28 protein-coding genes and 1 tRNA gene are annotated in these 26,751 nt (G+C 54.4%); 15 read left to right on the forward strand and 14 right to left on the reverse strand.

Going from position 1 to position 26,751, the window contains the following annotated elements:
- Positions 1-21 precede the first annotated feature (21 nt).
- From HY788_05090 to HY788_05135, 10 genes are all read right to left on the reverse strand, one after another.
- Positions 22-504: a CarD family transcriptional regulator gene (locus HY788_05090; protein ID MBI4773547.1), complete on the reverse strand. Its 483-nt coding sequence runs from the start codon at positions 502-504 to the stop codon at positions 22-24.
- A gap of 390 nt (positions 505-894) precedes the next feature.
- Positions 895-1,989: a redox-regulated ATPase YchF gene (gene ychF / locus HY788_05095; protein ID MBI4773548.1), complete on the reverse strand. Its 1,095-nt coding sequence runs from the start codon at positions 1,987-1,989 to the stop codon at positions 895-897.
- Positions 1,990-2,079: 90 nt separating this feature from the next.
- Positions 2,080-4,083 carry a sodium-translocating pyrophosphatase gene (locus tag HY788_05100; protein ID MBI4773549.1) on the reverse strand — a complete coding sequence of 668 codons (2,004 nt, stop codon included), beginning with the start codon at positions 4,081-4,083 and terminating at the stop codon, positions 2,080-2,082.
- Positions 4,084-4,091: 8 nt separating this feature from the next.
- Positions 4,092-4,700 (reverse strand): aminoacyl-tRNA hydrolase, encoded by a 609-nt coding sequence (locus tag HY788_05105; protein ID MBI4773550.1) that lies wholly within the window; start codon positions 4,698-4,700, stop codon positions 4,092-4,094.
- Between the two features lie 11 nt (positions 4,701-4,711).
- Positions 4,712-5,350: a 50S ribosomal protein L25 gene (locus tag HY788_05110; protein ID MBI4773551.1), complete on the reverse strand. Its 639-nt coding sequence runs from the start codon at positions 5,348-5,350 to the stop codon at positions 4,712-4,714.
- Between the two features lie 226 nt (positions 5,351-5,576).
- Positions 5,577-6,515: a ribose-phosphate pyrophosphokinase gene (locus tag HY788_05115; protein MBI4773552.1), complete on the reverse strand. Its 939-nt coding sequence runs from the start codon at positions 6,513-6,515 to the stop codon at positions 5,577-5,579.
- 84 nt (positions 6,516-6,599) lie between these two features.
- A tRNA-Gln gene (locus HY788_05120) sits at positions 6,600-6,674 on the reverse strand.
- 12 nt (positions 6,675-6,686) lie between these two features.
- Entirely contained in the window at positions 6,687-7,553 is an 867-nt protein-coding gene (gene ispE / locus HY788_05125) for a 4-(cytidine 5'-diphospho)-2-C-methyl-D-erythritol kinase (protein ID MBI4773553.1), read from the reverse strand.
- 270 nt (positions 7,554-7,823) lie between these two features.
- Positions 7,824-8,255 carry a DUF1844 domain-containing protein gene (locus HY788_05130; GenBank protein MBI4773554.1) on the reverse strand — a complete coding sequence of 144 codons (432 nt, stop codon included), beginning with the start codon at positions 8,253-8,255 and terminating at the stop codon, positions 7,824-7,826.
- A gap of 189 nt (positions 8,256-8,444) precedes the next feature.
- Positions 8,445-10,025 carry a phosphoglycerate dehydrogenase gene (locus HY788_05135; GenBank protein ID MBI4773555.1) on the reverse strand — a complete coding sequence of 527 codons (1,581 nt, stop codon included), beginning with the start codon at positions 10,023-10,025 and terminating at the stop codon, positions 8,445-8,447.
- 500 nt (positions 10,026-10,525) lie between these two features.
- On the opposite strand from HY788_05135, the gene ffh reads away from it, so the two are divergent.
- From ffh to HY788_05210, 15 genes are all read left to right on the forward strand, one after another.
- Entirely contained in the window at positions 10,526-11,854 is a 1,329-nt protein-coding gene (gene ffh, locus HY788_05140) for a signal recognition particle protein (protein ID MBI4773556.1), read from the forward strand.
- Positions 11,855-12,000: 146 nt separating this feature from the next.
- The gene (rpsP, locus tag HY788_05145) at positions 12,001-12,243 is read left to right on the forward strand and encodes a 30S ribosomal protein S16 (protein MBI4773557.1); all 243 of its coding nucleotides are present in this window, start codon (positions 12,001-12,003) and stop codon (positions 12,241-12,243) included.
- Positions 12,244-12,435: 192 nt separating this feature from the next.
- Positions 12,436-12,666, forward strand: coding sequence for a KH domain-containing protein (locus HY788_05150; GenBank protein ID MBI4773558.1), 231 nt, complete (start codon positions 12,436-12,438; stop codon positions 12,664-12,666).
- A complete protein-coding gene (gene rimM / locus HY788_05155; GenBank protein ID MBI4773559.1) occupies positions 12,650-13,189 on the forward strand; it encodes a 16S rRNA processing protein RimM in 540 nt (179 codons plus the stop codon). The genes HY788_05150 and rimM overlap by 17 nt, the downstream gene beginning before the upstream one ends.
- A 30-nt stretch (positions 13,190-13,219) precedes the next feature.
- Positions 13,220-13,900, forward strand: a complete 681-nt coding sequence (trmD, locus tag HY788_05160) for a tRNA (guanosine(37)-N1)-methyltransferase TrmD (GenBank protein ID MBI4773560.1) — start codon at positions 13,220-13,222, stop codon at positions 13,898-13,900.
- 40 nt (positions 13,901-13,940) lie between these two features.
- On the forward strand, positions 13,941-14,576 hold the full coding sequence (locus tag HY788_05165; protein ID MBI4773561.1) for an RNA methyltransferase: 636 nt from the start codon (positions 13,941-13,943) through the stop codon (positions 14,574-14,576).
- Positions 14,577-14,588: 12 nt separating this feature from the next.
- Positions 14,589-14,939: a 50S ribosomal protein L19 gene (gene rplS / locus HY788_05170; GenBank protein MBI4773562.1), complete on the forward strand. Its 351-nt coding sequence runs from the start codon at positions 14,589-14,591 to the stop codon at positions 14,937-14,939.
- Position 14,940: 1 nt separating this feature from the next.
- Positions 14,941-15,636 (forward strand): ribonuclease HII, encoded by a 696-nt coding sequence (locus HY788_05175; protein ID MBI4773563.1) that lies wholly within the window; start codon positions 14,941-14,943, stop codon positions 15,634-15,636.
- A 12-nt stretch (positions 15,637-15,648) separates the two neighbouring features.
- Complete coding sequence (locus HY788_05180) at positions 15,649-16,014, forward strand: YraN family protein (GenBank protein ID MBI4773564.1); 366 nt, start codon at positions 15,649-15,651, stop codon at positions 16,012-16,014.
- Positions 15,992-16,897 carry a 16S rRNA (cytidine(1402)-2'-O)-methyltransferase gene (gene rsmI / locus HY788_05185; protein ID MBI4773565.1) on the forward strand — a complete coding sequence of 302 codons (906 nt, stop codon included), beginning with the start codon at positions 15,992-15,994 and terminating at the stop codon, positions 16,895-16,897. Before HY788_05180 ends, rsmI begins: the two co-directional genes overlap by 23 nt.
- Complete coding sequence (locus HY788_05190; GenBank protein ID MBI4773566.1) at positions 16,884-17,666, forward strand: PTS system mannose/fructose/sorbose family transporter subunit IID; 783 nt, start codon at positions 16,884-16,886, stop codon at positions 17,664-17,666. Before rsmI ends, HY788_05190 begins: the two co-directional genes overlap by 14 nt.
- A 6-nt stretch (positions 17,667-17,672) precedes the next feature.
- Entirely contained in the window at positions 17,673-17,945 is a 273-nt protein-coding gene (locus tag HY788_05195) for an HPr family phosphocarrier protein (GenBank protein ID MBI4773567.1), read from the forward strand.
- 1 nt (position 17,946) lies between these two features.
- Positions 17,947-19,689: a phosphoenolpyruvate--protein phosphotransferase gene (ptsP, locus tag HY788_05200; GenBank protein ID MBI4773568.1), complete on the forward strand. Its 1,743-nt coding sequence runs from the start codon at positions 17,947-17,949 to the stop codon at positions 19,687-19,689.
- A gap of 167 nt (positions 19,690-19,856) precedes the next feature.
- The gene (locus HY788_05205; protein MBI4773569.1) at positions 19,857-20,624 is read left to right on the forward strand and encodes a YkgJ family cysteine cluster protein; all 768 of its coding nucleotides are present in this window, start codon (positions 19,857-19,859) and stop codon (positions 20,622-20,624) included.
- Entirely contained in the window at positions 20,621-21,424 is an 804-nt protein-coding gene (locus tag HY788_05210) for a YkgJ family cysteine cluster protein (GenBank protein MBI4773570.1), read from the forward strand. The genes HY788_05205 and HY788_05210 overlap by 4 nt, the downstream gene beginning before the upstream one ends.
- A gap of 133 nt (positions 21,425-21,557) precedes the next feature.
- Here HY788_05210 and HY788_05215 read toward each other — a convergent pair whose 3' ends face one another.
- The 4 genes from HY788_05215 to HY788_05230 form a co-directional block, all read right to left on the reverse strand.
- Positions 21,558-22,436 carry a CoB--CoM heterodisulfide reductase iron-sulfur subunit B family protein gene (locus tag HY788_05215; GenBank protein MBI4773571.1) on the reverse strand — a complete coding sequence of 293 codons (879 nt, stop codon included), beginning with the start codon at positions 22,434-22,436 and terminating at the stop codon, positions 21,558-21,560.
- Positions 22,433-23,044 (reverse strand): 4Fe-4S dicluster domain-containing protein, encoded by a 612-nt coding sequence (locus tag HY788_05220; protein MBI4773572.1) that lies wholly within the window; start codon positions 23,042-23,044, stop codon positions 22,433-22,435. The genes HY788_05215 and HY788_05220 overlap by 4 nt, the downstream gene beginning before the upstream one ends.
- 213 nt (positions 23,045-23,257) lie before the next feature.
- Complete coding sequence (locus tag HY788_05225; GenBank protein ID MBI4773573.1) at positions 23,258-25,480, reverse strand: hydrogenase iron-sulfur subunit; 2,223 nt, start codon at positions 25,478-25,480, stop codon at positions 23,258-23,260.
- 4 nt (positions 25,481-25,484) lie between these two features.
- Positions 25,485-26,702 (reverse strand): CoB--CoM heterodisulfide reductase iron-sulfur subunit A family protein, encoded by a 1,218-nt coding sequence (locus HY788_05230; GenBank protein MBI4773574.1) that lies wholly within the window; start codon positions 26,700-26,702, stop codon positions 25,485-25,487.
- Positions 26,703-26,751 lie beyond the last annotated feature (49 nt).

Consider the following 26,751-nt stretch of genomic DNA (forward strand, 5'->3'; position numbering starts at 1 on the left):
TCACAACACGGGAAGCGGGGATCAACTCTTAAAAATCTGGTTCAACTGCTTTTCGATCTGATTCTCTTCCATCTCAGTGGCCAGCGCAATTTCCTTCACGAGCAGATTGCGAGCCGTGTCGAGCATCTTCCGCTCTCCAAACGAAAGATCCTTGTCCGATTTCAGAATGCTGAGGTCTCGCAACACTTCAGCCACTTCGAAGAGCGATCCCGTCTTGATCTTCTCCATATATTCCCGATACCTGCGGTTCCAGGTCTGGTTGTCAATCTCGGTGGTCCTGTCTTCCAGGATTCGATACACCTGGTTGATCTCTTCTTTAGATATGAGTTGGCGAAGTCCCACGTTACCTGCGTTTTTGATAGGAATCATAATAATCATGCCGGAATCCAGGATCCGCATGATATAGAAATCCTGCTCTTCTCCCATCACTGCTTTGCATTCCAAAGACTCAATAATACCCACTCCATGGGCAGGATATACGGCGAGATCGCCTACTCTGAACATTTCGCTACTCATGTTTGACATCGATCAGAACATCCCTTTCTACGTGGGCGATGATCAGCTCCCGGAAACGAAGGAAACGGATTACGCCTACCCGACGGCTTCGACTCCGAATGTCCGAGTGAGGAACACAGTTGACGGCATTAACCAGTTGTTAGCTGGGCGTTTTTCAGCAGGGCGGGGGGGTCGCTCGCCATATGTTGGAAAATGGGAACCTCCCGGACTGTTTCGACGCACCGCCCCTGAGATCCCATTTTATATATTTGTGCTCGAGGCCCAATTCCAGCTTCGATAAGAATGAAATGAATCGAAGCAAATCCTCTTTTTATTTAAAATATCACTTTTCTTTCGGAATAACAACCTTTATTCAACTCTACCCTGATCCCCTTGACCTTACACGCTGAATCGAAAGGTGACCACATCACCGTCCGCAATCACGTACTCTTTTCCTTCCAGGCGCATCTTTCCCGATTCACGCGCCTGAGCCGCCGACCCCGATTGAACGAACGCATCAAACGGAACCACTTCCGCCCGAATGAAACCACGAGCCATATCCGTGTGAATCTTCCCGGCGCCGACCAGTGCGGAAGTACCGACCGGCAAGCTCCATGCTCGAAGCTCTCGCCCCACCGTAGTATAAAAGGTGATCAAACCGAGCAGCTGATGTCCGACCCGAATCAATTTGTTCAGGCCGGACTCCTGAATCCCTAAATCGTCCAGAAATTCCTGTCTTTCCTCCGCGTTCAGCCTGACAATCTCCGCTTCCAGTGCGCCGCAAATGGTGATCAGGGGCACGGGCTCGTCTCCGAGGCCTTGCTTAAGTCGAGGAACGATGGTCGGGTTCGACCATTCCTTCTCATCCACATTCGCGACCAGAATGGCGGGTTTGTGTGTAAGCAGGCCCCACTCCTCCGCCCTATTCTCGTCCTCGCCGTCCTTAAAAGCCTGTCGAAGCCCCTTGGCTCCTCCCGAAATACGCTCCTGGAACCGTTTACACCGGTCCAGTTCTTCTCGAGCTTCCCTTGTCCCCGCTTTGGCCGTTTTTGCCAGTTTCTCGCAGCGCCTCTCGAGTATTTCCAGATCCGCCAGCATCAATTCGGTTCGAACCACCTCGGCGTCCCTCAGCGGATCAACGGAGCCCTCCACGTGCGCCACGTCAGGATCTTCGAAACAACGCAATACGTGAACCACGACCTGAACGTCTCGAATATGTCCCAAAAACTGATTACCCAAACCTTCGCCCCGGCTGGCTCCCTTTACCAGTCCCGCGATGTCCACGAACCGAATCTGAGTGGGTGTGACCTTCTCCGGCCGCAGCAGCCGGGCCAGTTCCGCCAGACGATCGTCCGGAACAGCGACCACGGCTCGATTGGGCTCGATCGTGGTAAACGGGTAATTGGCAACTTCCGCCTGGCTCGCACTGAGTGCGTTGAACAGTGTGGACTTGCCCACGTTGGGCAACCCTACAAGTCCGCATCGGAATCCCATGGGGCCTCCTCCGCTTCCAAACACAGGGGCCGATCCCCAGAGAGAGACCGGCCCCTGAAACGAACCTAGGATTTCAATCCCGAAATCGCTTTATTTCCAGTACTGAACAAGAATCGGTGCGATAACGAGACTCACAACGGACACCAGCTTGATCAGGATGTTCATCGTGGGACCGGAGGTGTCTTTGAACGGATCGCCGACGGTGTCACCCACAACGGCGGCCTTGTGGTTGTCGGAGCCCTTTCCGCCGTGATGTCCCTTCTCGATGTACTTCTTGGCATTGTCCCACGCGCCGCCGGCGTTAGCCATGAACAGGGCCAGCAGTACGCCGGTCACGGTAGCGCCGACCAGCATTCCGCCCAGCGCTTCAGGACCAATAATGAATCCGACGGCGACCGGGGTGAGCACACCGATCAATCCGGGGGCGATCATCATCTTGAGCGCGCCTCGAGTACAGATATCCACGCATCGGGCGGGATCGGGTTTGCCGGTGCCTTCCATAAGGCCCGGAATTTCCCGGAACTGACGGCGGATCTCTTCCACCATCTGACCGGCGGCCTTACCAACAGCGGTCATGGTCAAAGCGGCCACGAGATACGGTACGATACCGCCTATGAAAATACCGATGACCACAAAGGGGTTGGTGATGTCTATGGCAGCAAGCCCCGCGGCCTGCGTGAAAGCTACGAACAGAGCCAGGGCCGTCAGAGCGGCGGAACCGATGGCGAAACCCTTGCCGATGGCTGCCGTGGTGTTGCCCAGCGCGTCCAGCTCGTCCGTGATGGCTCGGGTCTCAGGCCCCAAACCGGCCATTTCCGAAATTCCGCCCGCGTTGTCTGCAATGGGACCATACGCGTCCACGGTCATGGTGGCGCCGACCGTGCTCAGCATGCCGACCGCGCTGATACCCACGCCGAACATGCCCGCCGACTCGTAAGCCAGGTAAGTCGCCGCGCAGATTCCCAGCAAGGGGAGCGCGGTGCTCTCGAAGCCTATCGCGATACCGGTGATGATTACTGTGGCGGGACCGGTTTGCGACTGTGCGGCAATTTTGCGAACGGGGGTGGACGATGTGTAGTACTCGGCCAGCAGACCGATGACAATACCGGCCACCAGACCGGAAACAACCGCCCAGAACACGCCGATGGGCAAGCCCAAGCCTTTTACGGCATAATAGGTGGCGGCAATAAGACCGGCTGCAGCCACAAAGGTCGAATACCGCAATGCGGCCTGAGGCGGAGCGTTCTGGAGCACCTTAATGGAGGCAACGCCCAGGAAGGACGCCAACAATCCGCCCATGACGACCAGCAGAGAAATGGCCATATACGCCGAACGCAGACCTTCCGTTTCTTTGGTCATAGTCATGGTCGCGGCAATGGCTATCGTAGCGATGATGGCGCCCACGTAAGACTCGAAAATGTCGGCGCCCATGCCGGCAATGTCACCTACGTTGTCGCCCACATTGTCTGCGATAACACCGGGGTTCCGGGGATCGTCCTCGGGAATTCCCGCTTCCACTTTACCGACCAGGTCGGATCCCACGTCGGCGGCCTTTGTGTAAATACCGCCGCCCATGCGGGCAAACAGCGCTATGGAGCTTGCACCCATGGCAAAGCCGTTGATGATATTGGCCGTTGCAGGATCCTTGGCAAACAGGTAATAGAACACGCCCACACCAATAAGCCCGAGTGAAGCCACGGAAAGACCCATGACGGACCCGGACAGGTAAGAAATGTTCAGCGCTTTGGCGCGGCCGTGCTTGTTGGCGGCTTCAGCCGTACGTGAGTTACCGCGCGTGGCCGCCGCCATGCCGAAGAAACCGGCGAACATCGAGCACAGCGCTCCGCTGGCATAGGCGATGGATGTCTCCCAGTTGATTCCAATCCCTAACAGGACAAAAACCGCCGCAGCGAAGAAGAAGAGAATGGAATATTCGCGTTTAAGAAATACCATGGCTCCTTTGTGAATCATGGCCTCCAGTTCCTGCATCGTCTCGTTTCCATTGGGCTGATTCTTTACGTAACTATAGATCAGAAACGCAACAACGATGCCAAACCCCCCCAAGAAGGGCGCATAAACTGTCCACTCTAACATTTGCTTTCCTACCTCCTTGCCTTATTGTGTTGGTTGACCTCATTCATTGCGCCTTCCAGGCCGTGCAGCATAATGTTCTCTACAGCCCGGACGGCAAGTTCCATCATATCGACACGGAGCGGAACTTCATCTTCGTAGAACGAATCCAGTACATACTGCTCCACCGGCTCGTCGAACCGGGGGCGCCCGATACCCAGTTTCAGGCGAGGAACGTCCTTGCACGCCAGCAATCGAAGGATGGAATCCACTCCTTTGTGCCCTCCCGAGCCGCCACTTCGGACAAGCTTCATTCTTCCCAAATCCAGGTCCAACTCATCGTGAACGATGAGCACATCCGACAACGGCAGGTCAAGATAGCGCACCCACTGCGCCACCGATTCCCCGCTCAGGTTCATAAACGTTTGGGGTTTTATCAAAAGCATGGACGTGTTCAGGGCCACCCCTCGTCCGTAAAGACTTCGGAACTTCCGCGCCTCAATCTTTATGGACCAAGTTTCCGCCAAGGAATCCAGCACCATAAACCCTAAATTGTGCCGTGAGTTGGCGTAGGCTCGATCCGGATTGCCCAATCCTGCAATAAGACGCATTTGAGACACGTGTGGCTCACCTTTCCACATCCGGTGATCCGTTAGCTTTCACCTCCCTCCTCGCCTTTCCCTGTTTCAACGGATTCAACCTCTTCCTCCGCCGGCGCTTTTTCAGCGTGAGGCGCCACTACGGTGGCTATGGTGAGATCGGTATCCGCCTGCACTTCAATACCTTCTCCGAGCTTCAAGTCCGACACGTGAAGCGGCTCGCCAATGTCCATATTCGAAACATCGACCACGATCGATTCCAGCATCTTCGCGGGAAGACACGAAATCGTAAGCTCATGGCGGAGCTGCTCCAACATTCCACCCTTATCCACTCCGATCGGATGGCCCTCGAGCCGCACGGGAACATTAACGGTCACGGGCTTCTCCATGTCTACTTCATAAAAGTCCAGGTGGAGCAGTTTTCGACTGACGGCATCCCGCTGGATCTCTTTCACTATGACCGACTTGGTGATGGTTCCCTCGTCACGGGAAATGGTGATGTTACATACGGTACGCATCGCGCGCGGATCCGAAAGCGCCTTGTTCATGAGACGCTCTTCCACGGATAAGCGGATGGGTTCCGTGTTCGCCCCATACAGGATTGCCGGTATTTTTCCCTGAGCCCTGTACTTACGGGCCGCGCCCTTACCCTTGGCCGCCCGTACCTCGCCAGTAAAGCTGAAAGTACTCATCAGATTTTGTCCTCCGATACTACCGGATTGCTACGCACCGCTGCTTGGGCNNNNGCGTCTTCCGACGCGGATATACGCTCCCGAGGTTGTTTCCAAATCCCATTTCGTTCTCTGCACAACCGTGATGGACCCGCCCGAATGGGGAACCTCCGGGATCCTCCATGCCGTCGGGCTCGCGCCCGAGTCACGTGCGAACCGGCAATTTATGACATTTTTCACAAATTATTCAAACAAAAAGTGAACTCACCGAATCACAATTGTGTATACGGCTTACCGCCTCTCCCAAGATTTCCGCAATGGAAAGCACGACGATCTTTTCACACCGTCGAGCTTTTTCAGAAAGCGGAACTGTGTTTGACACTACCAAGCGCTCCACGGGTGAATCGTTTAATCGTTCCACGGACAACCCTGAGAGGACCGCATGCGTACAGTACGCATGGATGTGGGCGGCCCCTCTGGCCTGCAGACCTTCCGCCGCCTGGCAGAGAGTCGTCCCCGTGTCCACCATGTCGTCCAGAAGAATGGTTGTCCGACCCTCCACGTCCCCTATAATGTCCAAGGCGCCCTTTTCCCGCTCGAATTCTCCTCTCACATCCGTAATGGCCAGTTTCATGCCGAGTCGTTCGGCAAAGTAGCGAGCGCGCTCCACTCCACCCGCGTCCGGAGATACGACGACCGACGACTCCGGGTGGTGCTCCCGGGCATGTTTAAGAAAGCACGGAACTGCAAACAGGTGATCCACCGGGATATCGAAAAAACCTTGAATTTGACCGGAATGAAAGTCCATGCTGACCACCCGGGCAGCACCCGCCACGGTGATCAGGTCGGCCACTAGTTTCGCGGTAATCGGACAACGAGGCTGCGCCTTCTGATCCTGACGGGCATAACCGTAATAAGGAATCACCGCAGTGATACTCGCTGCAGAGGCCCGTTTGAGCGCGTCGATCATGATCAGCAGTTCCATCAGGTTTTCGTTTACCGGGCTCGATGTGGACTGGACAACGAACACATCTTTCCCTCGAACGTTTTGCCGGATTTCGATAAAGATCTCGCCGTCGCTGAACTTCCGCATGTGAGCGTGTCCGGGCTCCATATCGAGATACGCACAGATTTCTTCGCAGAGGGCGCGGCAGGAACTGCCACAGAATATAAGAAGTCCATTCATGTCGTCGACGCAGTCTTCAACTTGGAGCAAACGCTGCTTTCAGAAAGCGGAGAATGTTATAAGCCGCCCGGTTTGGTCCGAAATTGGCTGGGGTGGGAGGATTCGAACCTCCGAATGCGGGTTCCAAAGACCCGTGTCTTGCCGCTTGACGACACCCCAGCATGCCTGCACTCAATACGAACGAGTCAAAAAGCAGGAAAAAGCAGTTTCTCTTTTGAGAGTCCGGTAGGCTTCCTCCGCCCTCGAGCGGTTCGAGAAATAGCCAAACACGGTGGGTCCGCTTCCAGACATAAGGGCCCCATCACACCCCAGATTTAAGAGCGTCCGTTTGATCTGCGAGATGACAGGGAACCGTTTTAGGGTAACCTCTTCCAGATCATTATGAAGCAACGCACTTGCCTGGAACGAGCTGTGGTTCAAAATTTGACGTATAGGTGCATTTTGGACTTTTGTCAACTCGAAATTTCCTCTCGCTTGATCGAGGCTCGCATAGGCCCAGGCGGTTGATACGGGAAATCCCGGATTCACCAAAATGTATGTTCCTTCCGGAATGGATACAGGCCGGATCCGGTCTCCCCGCCCCTCTCCCACGGCGCCGGCAACTTCCCACAGGAAAAACGGTACGTCCGCCCCCAAGTCCATCCCCAGTTCAATCAAGCTCTCGGATTCCAATCGTTCGCCGAATAATCGGTTCAGGCCGAGCAACACGGAAGCCGCATCACTGCTTCCCCCTCCTAAGCCCGCAGCGGTGGGGATGTTTTTGTGCAACTCGATGAATAGCTCCGGCGCCACGCCGGTCCGTTCAAAAAAGACGGCGGCGGCGCGACAGGCCAAATTCTCGGGTCCCTCCGGTGCGCCGCCTTCCGGACATCGAATCGAAATGCCCGGAGAGTGCGTCCTTACCAGGCGCAATTCGTCGCAAAGGTTCAAACGATGAAACACGGTGACCAGATCATGATACCCATCCGGCCGCTTCCCGAGCACGTGCAGCGCCAAGTTGATTTTGGCGGGAGCCTCGAGCCGGATTTCGTCTCGCATATTTTTACAGGCCTTCTTTTATTCGCAGAACGTGGGGAGAGAACAACATGAATTGGCCGCGGTCGGTAACCACCGCATCACCAACCGCAGCGAGATGACGCAAGGTCCCTTTTCATGTGGACCGGATTTGGCGAGCCGGCTTGCCGGAGGATCTGCTTCCACGGACCAAGGCGGGCCTCGAAGCACACGCACGGGCGACCGCCGATTACCACCCGGTCGAGCCGCCATGATCCCAAGAACCGGCCGGCCCTTTAGATGAGTTGACCCGCCTTAACTTTTTCTTTTGGCCACGTACATGAGGCGGAGATCGTATAAGAAATGCTCCAGCAGTCTTTCTTCATCCTCCTGAAGGTTTCCTTTGGTCTTTTCCTTAAGCATACCAAGAATATCGATGGTTTGCTTGGCCAAAGGCAAGTCAACAGCGACGGTGTTGGTGTTCGGGTCGGGAATCTCACCGAGATGCATCATGGCGGAGCTGCTCAGCGAGAATATGAAGGTAGAGAAGTTCATCTCGGGCAGAGGCACGTTTCGCCTCTCCTTTTGCGCTGCTTCTCGCCCTTTGTCCTTTATCGCTTCAGATTCGGTCGGCTTCTTGGCTTGTTCGGAATCCGCCGCTTTGTGCTCTGTTTCTTCCTTGGGTTCGCCTTCGGGGGAGAAACGGCGTCGGTCCTTCACCACAAAATCCTTTTGCTCCTCGCTCATGGCCTGCCTCCTGAGACATTCTACGCCAAGGGGCTTAACAGGCCGTTGAAAAACGCGATCTGCGGCGTTGCGCTTCATCCCTCGTCACTGCGACGTACTCTACGTACGCCTCATTCCTCGTGATTTGCGCGCCTTGCATCCCATCCTTTTTCAACAGCCTGTAACAACCCGGCCTTTTTCAACGGGCTGTTACAGCTCCATAGTGAGCGCAGTCACTACGTCTTCCAGCGCTTTGAGTCCTTCCAGGATCTCTCCATTCAAGGACCTGTTCGTTTGAATCAGAATCACGTTCATGCGTTGAACGAGGTCCTGGCTTACGTGTATGTTGTTGATGTTCACGGAATGGTTGCCCAGGTAGGTTCCGATTCGACCTATGACCCCGGGGCTGTCGTGGCTCTTGATGAACAGTAAATGACCCTGCGGATCGGCCTCGAGGGTGAAACCGTCGATTCTCACCAATCGAGGTTCCTTTTTCCCGAAGAGGGTTCCGGCCACCAAATGCTGGTTGCCGTCCTCCTCCACTCGAACCGTGATCAGGTCGAGAAAGTCTTCGGCCGTATCGCTCCTCTTTTCGATAACATCGATTCCCCGTTCCTTGGCAATCACCGGCGCGTTGACAAAATTCACCGCGCCTCTCAACCTCGGAAACAGGAGCCCCATCAAAACGGCGGTTGTCAGAGGATCCTTTTGCATTTCGGAGACCTTTCCTCTGTACGTAATCTCGACCGTGGAAAGAGCACCGGGCGCCAATGCGGAAAGGACCCGTCCCAGTTTTTCGCACAGATCTACATACGGCTTGATCTTGGCCAGCAGTTCCCCGCTAACGGATGGTACATTCACCGCGTTTTTAACGGTTCCATTGATCAGGTAGTCGACCATCTGTTCCGCGATTCCGATGGAAACGTTTCTTTGAGCCTCCTCGGTGGAAGCGCCCAGGTGCGGCGTGCAGATGACATTCTCGAGGTCGAGGAGAGGACTGCCAACCGGCGGCTCCGCAACGAAGACGTCCAGGGCTGCTCCCCGAAGACGACCGCTCCTGAGGGCCTCGATCAGGGCTTCTTCGTTGACGATGCCCCCTCGGGCGCAGTTGATGATCATAGCGCCGGGCTTCATCTTGGACAGCGCTTCTCGATCAATCAGGTTAACCGTTTGCGGAGTGCGGGGGACGTGCAGCGTAACATAGTCGGACTCCTGCAGCAGTTGGTCCATCGTTACCAGCTGCAGGCCCATGGAGGCGGCGCTTTCGGGTTTTAGATACGGATCCGAGGCGATGACTCTCATTTTCAATCCGAGGGCCCGGTTCGCCACAATGCTTCCGATTTTTCCCAAGCCAACAACGCCCAGGGTTTTGTTGAATACTTCCTTCCCTTGGAATTTCTTCTTTTCCCACTTGCCGTTCTTCATGGAAGCGGTCGCCTGAGGGATGTTCCGAGACAGGGCCAGAAGCATCGAGATGGCATGTTCGGCGGTGGTGACGGCGTTGCCTTCCGGAGTATTCATCACTACGACGCCTTTTTTGGTCGCGGCGGGGATGTCGACATTGTCCAGTCCGATTCCACCTCTTCCCACAACCTTCAGCTTACCGGCAGATTCAATCACCTCCGCCGTCACCTTGGTGGCGCTCCGGATGATAAGGCCGTCATAATCACCAATAATGCGCAACAGTTCGTCGGGCGGAAGGCCGGGACGATTATCAGCCTCGATAACGCCCGTTTGGCGGATCAGCTCTACTCCCTCCATGGCCATGGAATCACTGATAAGGATTTTCACGGATATCCTCCAGAATGGATATATTTTTCGTCTAAAGAATGCTAAAAAGGAAATGGTGATCATAGACGTTCATGATCTCGATGTCAAGATTGTACCGCGGCCGTATACATCGAGTCGTTTCCTCTGTCCGGCACGCGGTTCATCGAGATGGATCCTTTGGAGGAAGGCTTGTTTTCGCAACTCTGGAATGGAAAATCCATCCGGCATTCGCACGTAGGGGATCGGTACGAGAACGGTTTCGCTTTTACGGGTGGATCGGGAGGCGTCCCTCTTCCTCCGACCAGGGGCCGTCCCGCGTCCGTTTCGCTCCATCCGGGCCTCCGGAGCCCGGAGTCTACACCTTCCGCAGCGGACGTTCCCGTAGAATCGGTACCACTAATGTTCTTGACAGAAATGAAACTAAAAAATAAAATCAACAATTTTCGACTTTCCATGGCTCTTTCCCTTGGAATCACTCATGATTCACCGCAACAAGCGCGTTTATAAGGAACCGGTGCAACATGTTCGACAGTTTGACCGAAAAACTTGAAGGCGCCTTCAAAAAGCTTCGATCCCGCGGAAGGCTGACCCCGGAAAACATTCAGTCCGGGCTCCGGGAAGTGCGCATGGCTTTGTTGGAAGCCGACGTTCACTATAAGGTGACCAAGGATTTCGTCAAATCCGTGCAGGAACGTGCCGTAGGAAGCGAAGTGCTGAAGAGCCTCACCCCGGCGCAGCAGGTGATCAAGATCGTCCACGAGGAGCTGATTGCCTTGATGGGGGGACAAAGTCAAGAACTCAACCTGCAGGGCCCCCGACCTCACGTGGTTATGCTGGTAGGTCTTCAGGGCTCGGGTAAAACGACTACGGCCGGTAAATTGGCCTTGCATCTTACCCGCAAGGGCCGTTCGTGCTACATGGTCTCCACTGATGTTTATCGACCCGCCGCAATAAAACAGCTCGAAAAAGTGGGGCAGCAGATCCAGGTTGAAACCTTTTCGGATGAAAGTACCGGACATCCTGTGGATCTGGCGCGAGCCGCCGTCAGAACCGCCACGCAGAAGAACCTGGATGTCGTCATCGTGGACACGGCCGGCCGTCTCCACATCGACCAGGAGTTGATGCAGGAGCTCAAGGATATCAAAGACCATTTGAATCCTTGCGAGATTCTGCTGGTGGCCGATTCGATGACCGGCCAGGACGCGGTAAACGTCGCTCGGGAGTTTGACGAAGCTCTGGATTTGGGCGGCGTCATACTGACCAAGCTGGACGGCGATGCGCGGGGGGGGGCCGCCCTCTCGATTAAATCGGTCACCGGCAAGCCGATCAAGCTTGTGGGCGTGGGAGAAAAGCTGGACGCCCTTGAAATGTTTCATCCCGACCGGATGGCCTCCCGTATTTTGGGCATGGGGGACATATTGACTCTCGTCGAGAAGGCCCAGGCAACCATAGACGAAGAGCAGGCGCAACAGCTGGAACGAAAAATCCGCAAGGATGCTTTTACGTTAGAAGATTTCTTGAATCAGCTGAAACAGATCAAAAAGATGGGATCCATGGAACAGCTTCTGAGCATGGTGCCGGGTTTTGGCAAGCTGAAGCAAAAGGGGCTCCAGCCGGATGAGAAAGAACTGACCCGCATCGAGGCCATTATCAATTCCATGACGAAAGATGAGCGGAACAACCATCAGATCATCAACGCCAGCCGACGCAAGCGCATCGCATCGGGAAGCGGCGCCACGATTCAAGACGTCAATTCTCTGGTCAAGAACTTCGCCCAGATGAAAAAGATGCTTCGTCAGTTTGGAAAGGGGGGCAAAAAGAAGCTTATGAGAGGCGGACTCCCGTTTTGAAGGACGATAGGATTGATTTCATCTTGGTTTCTGCATACAATGAAAAAAAGTAGTTTCTATCCAAGTCCCTCCGTGCAGGAAACACGAGTGCTTGGAATAGATACCGACTGGAACAACGGTAAGCCGAGAAAGGGGTACCAAAAGTTATGCCGGTAAAAATCAGGTTGGCGCGGACAGGGGCGAAAAAACGGCCTTATTACCGCGTCGTAGTAGCCGACTCGGAAGCGCCTCGAGATGGTCGTTTCATCGAAATCCTCGGAACGTATGACCCAAAGAAGGAGCCTTCCGAGTTCAAAGTGGACAAAGACAAACTGGATCTCTGGATTGGAAAAGGCGCCGTTCCCACAGAGACCGTGGCTCAGTTGTGCAAAGGACGGGGGTTGATCTAATCATCCGGATGAACGGTTTCGTTTCTGAAGGGTGTTTCCCCATTCGATTGCGGTGGAGGGATTTTCCTTATCGAGTGAATGTTTCAGGCTATGCTGCCCTAAGATACATAAAGAGATATGTTCTTTGTGATGATCTGGCAATTAACCGCGTGGACATGATGGAGTGAAACCTCAACCGGGGAGGGATGCGGCATGAAGGAGCTAATCGAGTTTATCGCTAAGAGTCTGGTGGATCGTCCCGAAGACGTGGAAGTGCACGAGATCGAAGGCGAGCAGACATCGGTCATAGAGCTGAAGGTCGCCAAGGAAGACCTTGGAAAGGTCATAGGCAAACAAGGAAGGACGGCCCGTGCCATGAGAACCATCCTCAGCGCCGCATCCACCAAGATCAGGAAACGTTCCGTACTTGAGATCATCGAATAAGGAATCGCGATCGAGAAAAGGGTCGGTGTTATTGGGAAAGATTCTGGCCCCGCACGGATTGAAGGGTTTTGTGAGGGTGGATTCTTACGCGGAAACAACCGATCGTTTTTGCACCTTGGAGCACGTCTTTCTATCACCCGAGGGGGGAGTAACGCGCCCCGCCGCCGTAGAGCAGGTCGGAAACGGCGAGCGGAGCCTGTTGTTGAAGTTCAAAGGGATAGATACCGTGCATCAGGCTCAACGACTGGTGGGGTCCACCATTTCCGTGGACCGTGCAGCTCTCGAGGACACCGCGGAGGACGAATATTACTGGTTCGAACTTATCGGACTCGACGTTTTGGACGAAAACGGCGTCTCGCTGGGGACGGTCGAAAACATGTTTCGTACCGGTGCTCACGACATACTGGTCATCCGGAACGCCTCGGAGGAAATTCTAGTGCCGGCTGTCACCCAGTATGTACGTGAGGTTAAGATTGAACAGGGTTTGATCATCGTTCGAGTACCGGAACCGGAACTTCCTTAACCCAAGCGTATGATTTTCGATATTCTAACCTTGTTTCCCGGAATCTTTGAGTCTCCGATCAAAGAAAGTATGATCAAACGGGCGGTTGAGGCTGGTCTGATCCGGGTGAACATCATCAATATCAGAGATTTCGCGCCGGGAAAGCACGCGCAGGCGGATGACCGTCCCTATGGGGGCGGCTCGGGAATGGTATTAAAAGTTGAACCCATCGTGGGGGCGATCCGCTCGCTTACGCATCACGCCCCAGTGAAGCCGCACGTGGTGCTGTTGTCGCCGAAGGGCCGGACGTTCGATCAGACGAAGGCGGAGGATCTGGCCCGGCGCGAGCGCATAGCGCTGGTGTGCGGCCATTACGAAGGGGTGGATCAGCGGATCGCCGATCATTATGTGGACGAAGAGGTCTCCGTCGGGGATTACGTGCTCACGGGCGGGGAAGTTGCCGCGCTTGTCGTTCTGGACGCAGTTACGCGTTTGGTGCCGGGAGTCCTCGGCAATGCCGATTCCCTGAAACAGGAAAGCTTCTGCGACGGTCTTATCGAATACCCTCAATACACTCGTCCTGAAGAGTTTGAGGGTCATTGCGTTCCAGAAGTGCTCTTGAGCGGAAACCATCTTCTGATCGAACATTGGAGAAAATCGGAAGCCCTGCGTCGAACAAAGGAGCGTAGGCCTGATCTGGCGTCTCGGTTTCGGGACAAGACGTCCGCGTGACGCCGGCAGGATCTTCTCAGGGGAATCCCACCGGTTCGAGTTGCGCCGGTTGGTTTTCCGGGAAGATCGATTCGTTTTTTCAAAGAGGGAGCAGGAGGATAACCGGACGCGGAATCGCGCGAGCATATACATCGGTCTGGTCCATTATCCGGTAGTGAACCGGAACAGGGAAGTCGTAGCTTCGGCCGTAACGAATGTGGATTTGCACGATTTCAGCAGGCTCGCTGAAACGTATTCCGTTGCCCGTTTCTATGTGATAACGCCGTTGGCGGATCAGCGAAGCCTGGTCGAGAAGATCATTCGGCACTGGACGGACGGTATCGGAGCCACCACAAATCCGGATCGTGGAACCGCGCTCCGGAAGGCCGGCGTGGTCGACTCCATCGAAGCCGCGTCCGAAGAAATAGAAACCGTGGAAAAAACGGCGCCTACTCTGGTGGTGACCTCCGCTTCCGCAGAAGGACCGGTAGTCTCATACCGGGAAATGAGGAACATGCTTCGTAGGCCCGTGCCTATTCTGATTTTGTTCGGAACGGCATGGGGTCTTGCGCGTACCGAGTTGAGCTGTTCGCATGTGACTCTATCCCCGATTCGCGGAACCAACACATACAACCACCTTTCGGTGCGTTCAGCCGCCGCCATTGTGCTTGATCGGCTGCTATGCGGGGAACGTTAGGAGGAAGCTGAAATGGATCCAGTTATTGAACGAATTGAAAAAGAACAGTTACGCATGGACCTCCCTGATTTTAAGTCCGGAGACACGGTTCGTGTGCATGTGACCATTAGAGAAGGTGAAAAAGAGCGCATTCAGGTTTTCGAGGGCGTTGTCATTCGGAAAAGGAAAGGCTGGGCCAGCGCCACATTCACCGTTCGTAAAGTGTCTTACGGCGTTGGGGTGGAACGCATCTTTCCCTACCATTCTCCGATCATCGATAAGGTCGAGGTGGTTTCTCGTGGACGGGTTCGCCGTTCCAGGTTGTACTATCTCAGAAAGCTGAGAGGGAAAGCCGCCCGCATTAAGGAACTCAGACGATCGTGAGATGAGTCGGGTGCTTGGGAACCGCTCCGACAGCTTCTTCTACGAGACGGGTAGCGAGGATTGCCTCTTTTTCGAGAAACAGAGGTGGCATCAGGGTGTCAAGTTCGTAGCCGGAGTTGACGAAGCCGGACGAGGGCCCTTGGCCGGCCCCGTCGTGGCTGGTGCGGTTATTCTCAGACAGGAAGATCCCATACCTGGCGTCAAGGACTCCAAACAGCTCTCGTCATCGGAACGGGAAACTCTCTTCATCGAGATCCGGAAACGAGCTTTGGCCCTCGGAATCGGTGTGTCCTATACTGAAGAGATCGACGAAATCAACATTCTTCAAGCATCCCTGCGGGCCATGTATAGAGCCGTTTCGAGCCTGTCCGTTACACCGGAGTTTGTTCTCGTTGACGGGAATTGCGCGGTACCCGGGCTCGCGCGTCAACAAACCGTTGTGAAAGGCGACGCTAGAAGTGCATCCATTTCCGCGGCGTCGATCATAGCTAAGGTAGTTCGGGATCGGATGATGGACGAATTCCACCTTCGCTATCCGAGTTACGATTTCGCTACGAACAAAGGATATGCAACCGCTTCACATCGGCGCTTGATCGCCCGTCACGGTCCCTGCCCGATTCATCGCAAAACGTTCAAAGGTGTACGTGAGCATGTCCAGGTTCGTCAACTCCCGCTTTTGAATTTACCGGCACGTTGATAAGTACGGAAAATGCAACGAAAAAAGCTCGGCGCCGAATCGGAACTCCTGGCCGCCAAGTTTCTCGAGGGCAAGAAGTACCGCATTTTGGAAAAGAATGTGCGATGCTCTTTGGGCGAGGTCGATATTGTCGCTTTGGACAAAGGCGTGGTTGTTTTTGTCGAGGTGAGGTCTTCCATGGCCGGAAGTTTCGGGCATCCCAAGGAGTCGGTGACACCAAAGAAAAGGCAAACGCTGTCTATGGTGGCTCTCTGGTATCTTAAGCGAAAAGGTTGGCTGGAACGCTCCGCCAGGTTCGATGTCGTGACGGTAGTACTGCAACCGTCCGGGATTCCGAAAGTGGAGCATTGCGAGAATGCCTTTGACCGGGCATACTGATCGAGCAGCGTCCCGCCGTTTATATGTCGTGGCCACACCGATCGGAAATTTGGAGGATATTACCTTCAGGGCGATCCATGTTCTGAAATCAGTCGATTTCATCGCCGCCGAAGACACTCGAAGGACCCGAAAGCTCCTCTCGCACTACCGGATCAACAATCGACTCGTGGCCTATCACAGCCATAACCGTTTGACTTCCGGTCCCCGCATCCTGAAACGTTTGCAGGACGGAGCCTGCGCAGCCCTGACCACGGACGGCGGCACCCCTCTTATTTCCGATCCGGGGCTGGAGCTCATCGGCGGCGCCTTGGCGTCCGGTATCGAGGTCGTCCCCATACCGGGTCCTTCAGCCGTCACCACCGCCCTGAGTGCGGCAGGTTTTCCGGCGACGCCCCACTTGTTTTTGGGATTTCTTCCTGCGAAGCGGGGAAACCGCATGAGACAGCTTAAGGATCTCGAATGGTCAACGCACACGATCATCGCCTTTGAAGCGCCTCACCGCATCCATCAGACGCTGCGCGACCTGGAAGAGGTATTCGGGCAACGCCGAATGGTTTTGGCGCGGGAAATGACAAAAGTCCACGAGACGTTCCTCAGAGGATCGGCCGCTGAAATTTCTCGTTCGTTGGGCGATGGAAAGGTGCAGGGCGAGATCACCCTGTTGATCGAAGGAACGCGAGAACAGCCCGAATCCGAAGAATCCATACTTGAAGAGCTCGACCAATTAATTCGCCGTACCGGCGTACCGTTAAAGGATGCCATCGGGCAAGTGGCGCGCGCCCGGGGTGTTCCCAAACGCGTTGTTTATGAAGAAAGTCTGAAATTGGATCGCACCGGATTAAACGCCAAACGAACGAAACCATCGCCGGATGAAGCGTCATAAGAAACGGAAGGAATCCCAAGAGGTTGCCGATATCGGGACTGCCCGGTTGTTGTTACGATCCTTTTTCCTGCAATCATCGTGGAACATCGAGCGAATGCAAAACCTGGGGTTTTTGTACGCCTTGCTTCCTGCGCTCGAACGGATTTACGGTCACGATGCCGATAGATTCCACGATGCCTGCAAGCGTCACCTTGAGCTGTTCAACACGCATCCGTACATGGCTGCGCCCATCATTGGAGCCGTGATTCAAATGGAGGCTCAACGAAATCAGGGGGTATTACCTCTCGAAACCATACGAGACTTCAAGAGAGGAGCCATGATCGCGTTCGCTGCAATGGGCGATTCTCTTTTCTGGAAAACCCTCAGACCGCTTTGTGGGGCTCTGGCGATCCTCATGGCTCTGGAGGGGTTCTTCTGGGCGCCATTGGTTTTTGTGATTACCTACAATACCGCGCACTTGTTCGTACGCGGGTATGGTCTTCACTCTGCCCGGCAAAACGGAATCCGCGTGATTGAACAGATCCACAGATGGGATATCCCCAAAAGGGTGGCCCAGTTAAGACATTTCTTTCCCATCGTGCTCGGCGCATTGACAGCCAAATGCGCGCTGATTGCACCGGGGGAACTCGAATCAACGATGCCTTGGCTCGCGCTGCCTCTCGTGATAATCGTATGTATTGTAATTCGACGTAGGTGGTCCATACCAATCGTCTTAGGATCGATTTTCGTATTGCTCAGCGTTGGGATGTTGTTGTTCTTTCCGGAGTAGGAAAGCATGGAAACCATAGGACGAGAAGTGGTTATTGAAAACGAAATGGGTCTGCACGCCCGATCCGCCGCAAAAATCGTTCAGATCTCTGAGAGGTTCGACTCGCAGATTTCGTTGTGTCGGGACGGCAACGTAGCCGACGGCAAAAGTATTCTTGACATACTCACCTTGGCATGCCCTAAAGGATCCGTCATCCGCGTGGAAGCTACGGGACCGGACGCAGAGCAGGCCATTCGGGAAATCACCGGACTGATCCTGAGGGGATTCGAGGAAAAGTAGCGTGTCTGACCACTCGGAAATGCATGATATTGTGCTTCAGGGCATCGCGGCCTCGCCCGGTATTGTGATCGGAAAAACGTACCACGTGGACCGGGGTGAGATGAAGATCATCTACGAGTATCTGCTGAACGACGCCCAGGTCGCCCAGGAAGCTGCCCGTTTCGAAGAGGCGGTGGAAAGAACGCGCGACCAGCTCCGCCTGTTTCTGGAAGAGGTCCCGGAAGAGTTCAAGGATCACATCCACATTCTGGACGCCCATCGGCTTATCCTCAAGGATCGTATGATCTATGACGAAACCCTTCGTACGATCAAAAAAGAACAGATCAATGTCGAGTGGGCTCTCAAGATCACTCTGGACAAGGCCCGGGCTGCGTTCAGCAAGATCCGGGACGGATATATCCGGGGAAGAATCAAAGACATCGAGGACGTGGTCAGCATGATCTTAAGAAACCTGGCGGGAAAAGGGTACGAAGACATCACGACCATCAAAGATCGCGTGATCGTTGTGGCGCACGATCTGTCTCCGGCGGACACGTCGCAAATGAATATCGATCGGGTGATGGGGTTTATCACGAATATGGGCAGTAAGACCTCACACACGAGTATCATTGCTCAATCTCTTCAAATTCCTGCAGTGGTCGGGTTGGAGCGAGCCACGGACAGGATAGGGAACAACCAGCTGATCGTGCTCGATGGCTCCAAGGGGAAGGTCATCATTAACCCGAGTCAGGCCACGCTCGAGGAATATAGCCGGAAGAAAGGGAAATACGAGCAGTATTTGGCCGATATCGTTCGGTGCGCCCATCTGCCGGCAGAGACTATTGATGGTTACAGAATTTCCATCAAGGGGAATATCGAGCAACTGGAAGAAGTGACCGCCGTGCTGGATTTCGGCGCTGAGGGAATTGGTCTTTACCGTACCGAGTTTTTGTATCTCAGCAGCAAGACCCTGCCCGAGGAAGAGGAGCTTTTCGAGAACTACCGTGAGGTGTGCGAGATCGTGGCTCCCCACCCCGTTACTATTCGCACGCTGGATCTGGGCGGGGACAAGTTCGCTTCCAATCTGGAATTGAGCGAGGAGATGAATCCCGCCATGGGGTTGAGAGCCATTCGGTTCTGTTTCAAGATGCGGCCGATTTTCGAGAGCCAGCTCCGCGCCATCTGTCGCGCAAGTCATTACGGTAATGTTAAGATCATGTTCCCGCTCATATCCGGAGTGAGTGAGATCGTCCGGGCAAAGGAAATCCTAAGGAAGGTTCAGGCAGACCTGACTCGCGAGCGAATTCCCTTCGATGAGGACTTGCAGGTCGGCAGCATGATCGAGGTGCCTTCCGCTGTAGCGATAGCTGACCTATTGGCCCGTGAGGTGGATTTCTTCAGCATAGGCACCAATGATCTCATTCAGTATTCTTTGGCCGCGGACCGGACAAACGAATACGTGGCCTATATGTATATGCCCTTTCATCCCGCTTTGCTGCGAATGATCCGCCAGGTCGTGACGTCCGCCAAGCGGGAAGGAATACATGTGGCCATGTGCGGAGAGATGGCTGCTGATCCTCTATGCATACCGCTGCTCCTGGCCCTCGGTTTGGACGAGCTCAGCATTAATCCGCATTCCATTCCGCTGATCAAACGGATCATCCGAACGTCCACACTCGAGGAATCTCGTGATTATTTGTCTCATACGTTATTGGTCAAGCACAGGTTGGACACCTCCGGCCTCACTCGATTCGCAAAGGCTTGACCCAAGAAGCACCGTTTCATATGGTTAGCTCGTTTTCGAATTTAAGCAATTTTCACCGGTTTCAGCATACTCGGCGTCGATTCGTCGGTTTGGGTTTTCCCGTTCGGACGGGCCTGGATTTTCGCTGATGCATCCGCTGATTCAAAGGTATGTTGCAAGGAGTCACAATGGTTGATCGCAAAGAACAGGTAAACGCCTTGCGCGTGAACGATACATTCAACTTCAGATGCGGGCCCGGCTCGGTCTGCTTCACCAGTTGCTGCCGCGACGTTACCATCTTCTTGACACCGTATGATGTGATACGCCTCAAGAAGCGACTGGGCATTTCCTCCACCGAGTTTCTCGAACAATACACGGTTACCCTCAAAATCGGCGACAGGGTGGTTCCTCTGCTCGTGTTGAAGATGGGTGAAGACCGGGAGAAACGCTGTCAACTCGTTACTGCTGACGGTTGCACTGTATACGAAGACCGGCCCTGGTCCTGCCGCATGTATCCTCTGGACCAGAGAAGTCCGGCTTCTTTCACTTTCATAGCCAATCCAACTACCTGTAAAGGTCTCGAAGACCCCCACAGATATAAGGTGTCCGATTATCTGGTGGATCAGGGGATTCTCATCTACAAGGAGATGGAAGAGCTGTTCGAGGAAATCACGAGTCATTCCGGGATCCACCAACTTGATATCGACAACGAAGCCATCGCGCAAATGCTTCATATGGCGCTATACGATCTGGATCGCTTTCGCCATTTCGTTTTTGAGAGCGATTTTCTGAAACGCTTCGATGTCGCCGAAAAGACCCTCCGGACCATAAGAAACAACGACGTGGAACTGATGAAGTTTGCCTTCAAATGGATTCGGTTCGGGCTCTTCGGAGATCCCTTTTACAAGCTTCGCGAGGACGTCCGCCCTCCAACCCAGGAAGCGGGACCGGCATGACGAACCCATCCAACAAGGAAGCCTCCTTAGAGCCTCTCGAGTCGAAACACTTTCGGTTTGACTGCCATCCGGAAGTACCTTGTTTCACGGAATGCTGCGCCGATCTCAATCTGGCCCTGACTCCTTACGACATCCTCAGACTCAAGAAGCGCCTGCAACTGGATGCATCCCAATTCATCGATCAGTACGCGGAACCCGCCATCGAGCAAATGCATCGACTTCCTCGGCTGCGTCTGCGAATGAACGACGGAGGACGGAAACCCTGCCCTTTTGTGACGGAAAAGGGATGCAGCGTGTACGACGACCGGCCGTCGGCCTGCCGTATTTATCCGTTGGGCCGGGCCACAGCCAAATCAAAATCGGGGGCTTCCGCTGTCATCGAACGATTTTTCCTGGTGAAGGAGGAACACTGCAAAGGGTTCGAAGAGTCGAGGGAATGGACGGTGGAAGACTGGACTTCCGACCAGGGACTCGATTCGTATCAGAAATTCAATGACCTCTGGATGGAAATCGTCACCCATCAAGGTTCCATAGGCGCGGGTGACGTTGCGACTCGCAATGCTCAGATGTTCTTTATGGCTTCCTACAACCTGGAAGCCTTCAGGCGATTCGTGTTCAACACTTCTTTTCTCCAATCGTTCGAAGTGGACGATGATACGGTTCGCCGAATTCGACAGGACGATGAAGAGCTGCTTGAATTCGCGATTAAATGGGTCCGCTTCGCTCTTTTTGGAGAACCGACCATGTCCATCCGGAAGGAGGTTCTAGCGGGGAGGGAACGTCCGACAAGGTCTCCCTGAGTAGACGATTATAGCTGTTTTCTGCCTGACCGACGGCGGCGCCTTCATCCTTCCCAGACCTCGACAATAAATCGTCCCTCGCTCCCAAGTGGAGGAGGGACGATTCATATATGCGTATGCAGGGTCGAGTCTCTTAGGCTGCCGTCTTGAGGGCTTTTTCGACCGGAATGATATTTCTGTCCAGGCAGGCATCCTTGCTGGGGTCTAGTCCGAACGCCACAGCCATGAGCTGAGTGATAAAGGTGACGGGAACGTTATAGCTCTTCTTCAACGCCTTGTTCACCCTTTCCTGGTACGCCTCGAGATTCAGCTGGCAGAGCGGGCAGGCCGTGGTCATGACCTTGGCCCCTTTAGAAGTCGCGCTCTCCAGAATATTACCCGCGAGTTCATACCCATAATCCAGTTCCGTGAGAAATATACCGGACCCGCAGCATTTGATTTTGTGCGAGAAATTAACCGATTCCGCACCCAGAGCCTCGATAAGCCGATCCATGACCACGGGGCGTTCCACACTGTCGTATTCCCCATAGGGGCGCACCGTCTGGCAACCCACGTATCCGCCTACCTTCACTCCCTTGAGGGGTTTCTTAACCCGGCTCTTAATCGTTTCAACGCCGACGTCGTTGTAGAGCACATCCAGGACGTGGCGCACCTTTACAGATCCCTTGTAGGTCAGGTTGCCCTCCGCCAGAATCGAGTTGACCTTCTGCATCAAGGCCGGGTCTTCCCCTAGCTCCCGGTTCACCTGATTCATTACAATGTAGCAGGAGGAGCAGGGCGCAACGATATCGTAGCCGCCTTGAGCTTCGGCCAAGGCCAGATTACGTGCATTGAGAACGACCTGCGAAAGATGGTTGGCGCCGATGTAGGATATACTGGCCCCACAGCAGTTCCAATCTTCGATCTCCCGCAGTTCCACGCCCAGGGCCTTGAACACGGATTCCACGGATATCAGATAGTTGGAGGCGCTGGTCTCGAGGCTGCACCCCGAATAGAGAAAATACTTAGTCATTTGCTCCCCCCCTTTCCCATGGCCTCCGCCTTGTCCAGCATCTTTTGGAGGGTGGCGATGTTCTTGATCTTCTTTCCCTGGATACCGGGGATGGCGCTCATGATGTTCATACGTTTGTGCTTCAGCATGTTCAGGGCGATGTCCTTCATTTCAAGGCCTCTTTTCGCCCCGGCTACAAGTCCGTCAGCCAGATAGTAATTTCGGGCGGCTACACCTTCGTCCACTCTACCTGTCTTATAGATGCAGTCCCAGAATGCTTTTCCGAATTTGGACGATTCTTTTCTAGGAACGAATCCGCTCCGAAGAGCGTGGTGCGCCAGGCCGTGCATCACCTCCATTACCGGAACCTTACGGGGACAGCGAACAATGCACGTATAGCAGGATGTGCACAGCATAATATCCTTGGAGGCCAACACTTTCTGGCGTTCCCCGGCTCGAATCATGGTAAAGATTTTGCGGGGAGAAAATTCCATCTTGTCCGCCAATGGGCATGATGCCGCGCATACTCCGCATTGCATGCACTTCTTGATTTCTTCTCCGGAATCCACCTTTTCAAACACTTCCTTAGCGAAAGTGGGGTCATACTTGGACGATGCTTTTTGCGCCATGATGGTACCTTCCATTTGAAATCCCGCCGGAGCTGAACAAGAGCACCGGCCTTTCCCTCGAATTCATCGAACCCGCTGCGAATCCCGCTGACCCGGCGCTGTCGTTTCGCGAACGGCGGCCTTCCTTGTTCTCGGTTCCATCGAGGGGTTCATTTCAGCCCGGGAGCGGTAAGATACCGCTCCCGGGTATGTTCTTAGCATGTTTTTTCCGTATTACCAACCTTTGTACGGGTTGGGTCCTATCCCTTCCAGGGTCTCCATAAACTCATTCAAAATCTCGGGAATCCGGTGAGCGTCCGCAATGGAAACCTCTTCAACCTTCACTCGTTCAGACTCGAGGGCCAGTCGATTCAGCGTTTCAGCAACTTTGGACAACCGGGTCGTCGCCAGCTCGCTTCCTTTTATGAAGTGACACTGATAGTCGTCGCCGTGGCGGCATCCCAACAGCAGAATCCCGTCCACGCCTCTCGAGAGCGCATCGGCGATCCACACCAGATTCAGTCCGCCCAGGCAACGCATGGGAATCACGCGAACAAAGGGGCTGTATCGGAGTTTCTGAAGACCGGCCATGTCCAGCGCAGGGTAGGCATCGTTTTCGCACACCAGCACCACCGCCCTCGGTTTTTCCTCATCTTCTTCAGGAATGTGGATGGACTTGATCATCGAGCCGATCATGCCGACAGAATAGTTCTTAAAGGAAATGATTCGTTCCGGACAGGCGCCCATGCAAACTCCACAACGCCTGCAGCGTGTGGGATTCGGAAGAGGGTTGCCCTTTTCGTCTTCGTTTATGGCGCCGAAGGGGCATTCTTCCGTACATCGTTTACACTGGGTGCAACGCTGCATGAAGAAGTCGGGATAGGTCATGTCGCCGGACCGCGGATGAACCGCGGCGCCGACAGCCGTGGCCTCCACCACCTGGATGGCCTTGAGCATGGCTCCAGCGGCGTCGCTCTTGGCCTGGGTACTGTCCATCGGACGATGAGCCACACCTGCGGCATAGATACCCGTTCGGCGAGTTTCGTAAGGGAAGCAGACAAAATGCGAGTCCGGAAAACCGTATTTCAACGTCGGGATTTCGGGACCCTGCCGGTACTGGAGACGAAGCGCCGGTGTCGAGAAAAAACCCGAATCCGGAGCGACTTCTCTAAGCTCGGTTCCGCCGCCTTCGGCCGGCATCTCCTTCTTAGGTATTTCTGCAGGCATGGAGGTGGGAACCATTCCCGTGGCCAGCACCACAAGATCCAGCTCCTCGAGACGCACCTTGTCATTCAGCAGCACATCCATGGCCTCTATGACCAGAGAACCACCTTGCTCGGAAACACTCTCGACCTCTCCTCGAATGAAGACGGCGCCGTCTCTTTGGACCTTCCGGTACAAATCCTCCGTCTGCATCGGTGTCCGTATATCCTTATAGACCACGTAAGCCTGGCTGTCGGCATCCATCTGCTTCAGATACGTCGCCTGCTTCATGGTAGCCAGACAACACACGGCGGAGCAGTAGGGCAGCCGTTCGGGATCCCTCGAGCCCGCACATTGGATGAACCCCACCTTTTTTACCGGTCCGCCGTCGGAAGGACGGACGATCTTCCCGGCTTTGGCCATCTCTTCCATCTGGATGTTGGTCACTACGTTCTTGAATTTACCGTATCCCAGGTGCTCGAGATTGGACGGATCGTACGGTTTCCATCCGGTGGCCATTACAATAGCGCCGATTTTTTCCTGCGCGGAACCGCCGTTGGACTTGATGTCCACGCTGTACAGACCCGGGCCGCCGGCGGTTTTGTCGATCTCGGAAGCCGTATATACCTTAATCTTGTCATGGCCCTGAACCTGTTGGATCAGGGACGTGACGGAAAGATCATGGATGTCGTTGTAGGGAGCGGAGAATTCTTTGTAAAACTTTGCCTTCCAACCTCCCAGCTCGGCCTCTTTTTCCACCAGCACGACTTCGTAACCGGCTTTGGCGCCTTCAAGAGCCGCCGTCAGGCCGGCCATGCCGCCGCCAACCACCATGATACGTTTCGATATCTCTTCTTCCGGCTTGAACGGCTCCGGAAGTTCGGATTTGGAGATTTTGGTAATGCCGAGGCGCAAGTAGTCATTCGCCATCATTTGGGTGTCTTCTTCGCCCGGAGGCTGGCACCATGTCACGCCTTCCCGCAGATTCACCCGCTCGAGCAGACACCCCGGGAAATCAAAAACGTCGTACAATACCCGGGGCGAGCATGCGGCGACGACCACCGCGTTAATGCCTTCTCCCTCGATGTCGGCCTTGATTGTGTCCACGCCTTCTTTGCTGCAAAGTACGGGCACATCCTTAAATAAATGCGGGGTGACATCGAGACCTTCGATGGCCTCGGACAGAGCCTCGACGTTAATAGCGTCTCCGATGCCGCAGCCCTTACATACGTAAACGCCCAGTTTCTTGTCCATTGATCTACCTCCTCATCACGGATTGAATCGCTTTGAGCGCCGCGCCCGTACCGTCCTGTACAGAGCTTGCAACATCCAGCGGATTGCGAACACATCCCGCTCCACAGATTCCCGGCACTTCCTGCTCGGCAGCGATAAATCCATAATCATCGTATTTCAGGTCCGCAGGCGCCTTATCAACGGCCGTATTGGGCTGCATTCCGGTGGCCAGAACCACCAGGTCCGCATCCGCCTTCAGCTTCCGCCCGCTCATGGTATCTTCACCGATCAAGGTGAGATTTCCGGTTGACTCGTTTTCGACGATTTGAGCAATTTTGGACTTTACAAACTGCACCTTTTCGTCCTGCTGGATCTTTACATAGAAGTCTTCATACTTGTGCGGAGTTCGTATATCGATGAAGTAGATGGCGATCTTTGCATCCGGATACTGTTCTCGCACGTAGGTCGACTGTTTCAGCGACGCCATGCAGCAAATGCCCGAGCAATAGGCGAGATGGTTTTCGTCGCGTGAGCCGGCGCATTGGATAAAAGCTACGTTGTTGACTTCCTTGCCGTCGGACGGTCGCACGATTTTGCCTCCCGTAGGACCGTTCCGGTTGGCCAGGCGTTCCATCATGACATTAGTAATGACGTTCTTGTACACACCGAATCCATAGTATTCGACTTTTGCCGCATCATAAGGCGTCCATCCGGTGGCCCACACAATGGAACTCACCTTCAAATCGAAGGTTTTGGGCTCCATGGACAGATCCACGGCCCCGTACTTACAAGCCTCCTCGGCTTTCTTACCGTCGGGTCCCTTGGCCACCTCGGGATCGATTACATATCGCATGGGAAAAGCCAGCTCATGAGGGAGGTAAGCTCCTTTGATCGTGTTCATACCGTAGTTGAACAGGTTCGGTATTTCGGTCTCAACCGCCTCCGAGCAGGCGCCGCAGCAGGTGCACTTTTCGTTCACATAGCGGGGGTTGATTTTGATCTTTACGTCAAATGCACCCTCGGAGCCCGAAATGGATTCCACTTCGGCCATTGTAAAAAAGCGAATGCGAGGATTCGTCCGCATACGCTTGAAATTGATTTCCAGCCCACAATAAGGGGGACACAACTTGGGAAAGTAGTTCGTCAGCTGTGCCACACGGCCGCCCAGATATGGATTTCTTTCCACCAAGACGACATCACGACCAGCCTCCGCAGCTTCCAGCGCAGTGGTCATCCCGCTCATGCCACCGCCTACCACCAAAATGGTTTGGCTTTGAGCCTTCTCATCAGAC

It is taken from the genome of Deltaproteobacteria bacterium (genome assembly GCA_016208165.1).
Lineage (GTDB): Bacteria > Desulfobacterota > Desulfarculia > JACQYL01 > JACQYL01 > JACQYL01.

Excerpts from the sequence above, each read along its gene's own strand:
- HY788_05090 (MBI4773547.1), bottom strand. The coding sequence starts at position 504 with ATGTTCAGAGTAGGCGATCTCGCCGTATATCCTGCCCATGGAGTGGGT.
- ychF (MBI4773548.1), bottom strand. The coding sequence starts at position 1,989 with ATGGGATTCCGATGCGGACTTGTAGGGTTGCCCAACGTGGGCAAGTCC.
- HY788_05100 (MBI4773549.1), bottom strand. The coding sequence starts at position 4,083 with ATGTTAGAGTGGACAGTTTATGCGCCCTTCTTGGGGGGGTTTGGCATC.
- HY788_05105 (MBI4773550.1), bottom strand. The coding sequence starts at position 4,700 with ATGTGGAAAGGTGAGCCACACGTGTCTCAAATGCGTCTTATTGCAGGA.
- HY788_05110 (MBI4773551.1), bottom strand. The coding sequence starts at position 5,350 with ATGAGTACTTTCAGCTTTACTGGCGAGGTACGGGCGGCCAAGGGTAAG.
- HY788_05115 (MBI4773552.1), bottom strand. The coding sequence starts at position 6,515 with ATGAATGGACTTCTTATATTCTGTGGCAGTTCCTGCCGCGCCCTCTGC.
- ispE (MBI4773553.1), bottom strand. The coding sequence starts at position 7,553 with ATGCGAGACGAAATCCGGCTCGAGGCTCCCGCCAAAATCAACTTGGCG.
- HY788_05130 (MBI4773554.1), bottom strand. The coding sequence starts at position 8,255 with ATGAGCGAGGAGCAAAAGGATTTTGTGGTGAAGGACCGACGCCGTTTC.
- ffh (MBI4773556.1), top strand. The coding sequence starts at position 10,526 with ATGTTCGACAGTTTGACCGAAAAACTTGAAGGCGCCTTCAAAAAGCTT.
- rpsP (MBI4773557.1), top strand. The coding sequence starts at position 12,001 with ATGCCGGTAAAAATCAGGTTGGCGCGGACAGGGGCGAAAAAACGGCCT.
- HY788_05150 (MBI4773558.1), top strand. The coding sequence starts at position 12,436 with ATGAAGGAGCTAATCGAGTTTATCGCTAAGAGTCTGGTGGATCGTCCC.
- rplS (MBI4773562.1), top strand. The coding sequence starts at position 14,589 with ATGGATCCAGTTATTGAACGAATTGAAAAAGAACAGTTACGCATGGAC.
- HY788_05175 (MBI4773563.1), top strand. The coding sequence starts at position 14,941 with ATGAGTCGGGTGCTTGGGAACCGCTCCGACAGCTTCTTCTACGAGACG.
- HY788_05180 (MBI4773564.1), top strand. The coding sequence starts at position 15,649 with ATGCAACGAAAAAAGCTCGGCGCCGAATCGGAACTCCTGGCCGCCAAG.
- rsmI (MBI4773565.1), top strand. The coding sequence starts at position 15,992 with ATGCCTTTGACCGGGCATACTGATCGAGCAGCGTCCCGCCGTTTATAT.
- HY788_05190 (MBI4773566.1), top strand. The coding sequence starts at position 16,884 with ATGAAGCGTCATAAGAAACGGAAGGAATCCCAAGAGGTTGCCGATATC.
- HY788_05195 (MBI4773567.1), top strand. The coding sequence starts at position 17,673 with ATGGAAACCATAGGACGAGAAGTGGTTATTGAAAACGAAATGGGTCTG.
- HY788_05205 (MBI4773569.1), top strand. The coding sequence starts at position 19,857 with ATGGTTGATCGCAAAGAACAGGTAAACGCCTTGCGCGTGAACGATACA.
- HY788_05210 (MBI4773570.1), top strand. The coding sequence starts at position 20,621 with ATGACGAACCCATCCAACAAGGAAGCCTCCTTAGAGCCTCTCGAGTCG.
- HY788_05215 (MBI4773571.1), bottom strand. The coding sequence starts at position 22,436 with ATGACTAAGTATTTTCTCTATTCGGGGTGCAGCCTCGAGACCAGCGCC.
- HY788_05220 (MBI4773572.1), bottom strand. The coding sequence starts at position 23,044 with ATGGCGCAAAAAGCATCGTCCAAGTATGACCCCACTTTCGCTAAGGAA.
- HY788_05225 (MBI4773573.1), bottom strand. The coding sequence starts at position 25,480 with ATGGACAAGAAACTGGGCGTTTACGTATGTAAGGGCTGCGGCATCGGA.
- HY788_05230 (MBI4773574.1), bottom strand. The coding sequence starts at position 26,702 with ATGAGCGGGATGACCACTGCGCTGGAAGCTGCGGAGGCTGGTCGTGAT.